Raw genomic sequence first — 1,074 nt, 5'->3', positions numbered from 1 at the left:
CTCAAATAAATTGAGCTGAAGAAGGCGAATCATTTGCTGCAGGCTGCGATCAATTTGGCTGCTGAACTTAATCCAGGCCAGCAGCAGATAGGCACACATGGCGATCCAAATCTGGGTCATGACCGCGTTTTTGGATGTGCCAACAAAGGATTTGATTTTCAGGTTTTGCTTGATGCATTTGAAGAACAATTCGATTTGCCAGCGGGACTTATAGATATCGGCAATCGTCTTGGCGGCAAGATGGAAATTATTGGTCAGAAACACATAGTGCTTGCCGGTTTCAGGGTCACGGAAGCCGATCCGGCGCAAAGGACCAGGGCAAGACTTTGCATTGGCGCCGGTGATGAGAATTGTCTGATCGCAGGTCAGGCCTTTGGATTTGATGGCATCGCGGCGTTCAACAATACGGTACGTGGCATTACGTTTTTGCCGGATGACAAAGAAAATTCCTTTATCATTCAGGGCGTTAAACCATGAATAATCAGTGTAGGCGCGATCCATGACCACAATGCTATCCGCAGGGAATTCAAGAACGCGACCGATAGTGACATCGTGCTTTTTACCATCGGTAATACTGACGAAGCTGGGAAGCAGTCCATCATGATCGAGGCCCACATGCACTTTTACCGCCCCTTTGGCGCGGCGGAATTTTGCCCAGGGAAACACGGAAAGGCAAAGGTCAATAGTGGTGGAGTCGAGGGAATACAGCTTATTCCCGAAACGAAATCCATGCTTTGGTGCGACGCCGTGGCAGCGGGAAAGCAGCTTATGAAACAGCGCTTCGTAAAGCGTATAGGGCTGACTTTCGTTGACGCGGGAAAGGGTGCTTCTCGTCACATTGCCGGCGCCGAGGTGGTAAAGCCGGGCTGCTTGAGCAGACAGGTTACTGACGATATCGCGCAAGCTGGATCGGCCAGAAAGTTGTGCCAGGCTCAGCGCAACGAACTGAGACCAGCGCGACATTTTGCGCAGTTTTTGCCCCTCGTGGTGCTGTTTAGCGAGGGTTTCAAATTCATGTCTCGATACCAGTTTCAGCAATTGAGAAAATACCGTGTTATGATGTGCCAAGGCTTG

Annotated in this window: 1 protein-coding gene; it reads right to left on the bottom strand. The window is 50.2% G+C overall.

Translation table 11 applies throughout. The features are described from left to right. A partial coding sequence (locus tag O9X78_RS20740) for an IS4 family transposase (protein ID WP_269621589.1) occupies nt 1-1,074 on the bottom strand: 1,074 nt, incomplete at both ends.

Source organism: Zhongshania aquatica, assembly GCF_027257955.1.
In the GTDB taxonomy this organism is placed as follows: Bacteria; Pseudomonadota; Gammaproteobacteria; order Pseudomonadales; family Spongiibacteraceae; genus Spongiibacter; species Spongiibacter aquatica.
This window is presented reverse-complemented; position numbering and strand designations above follow the sequence as displayed.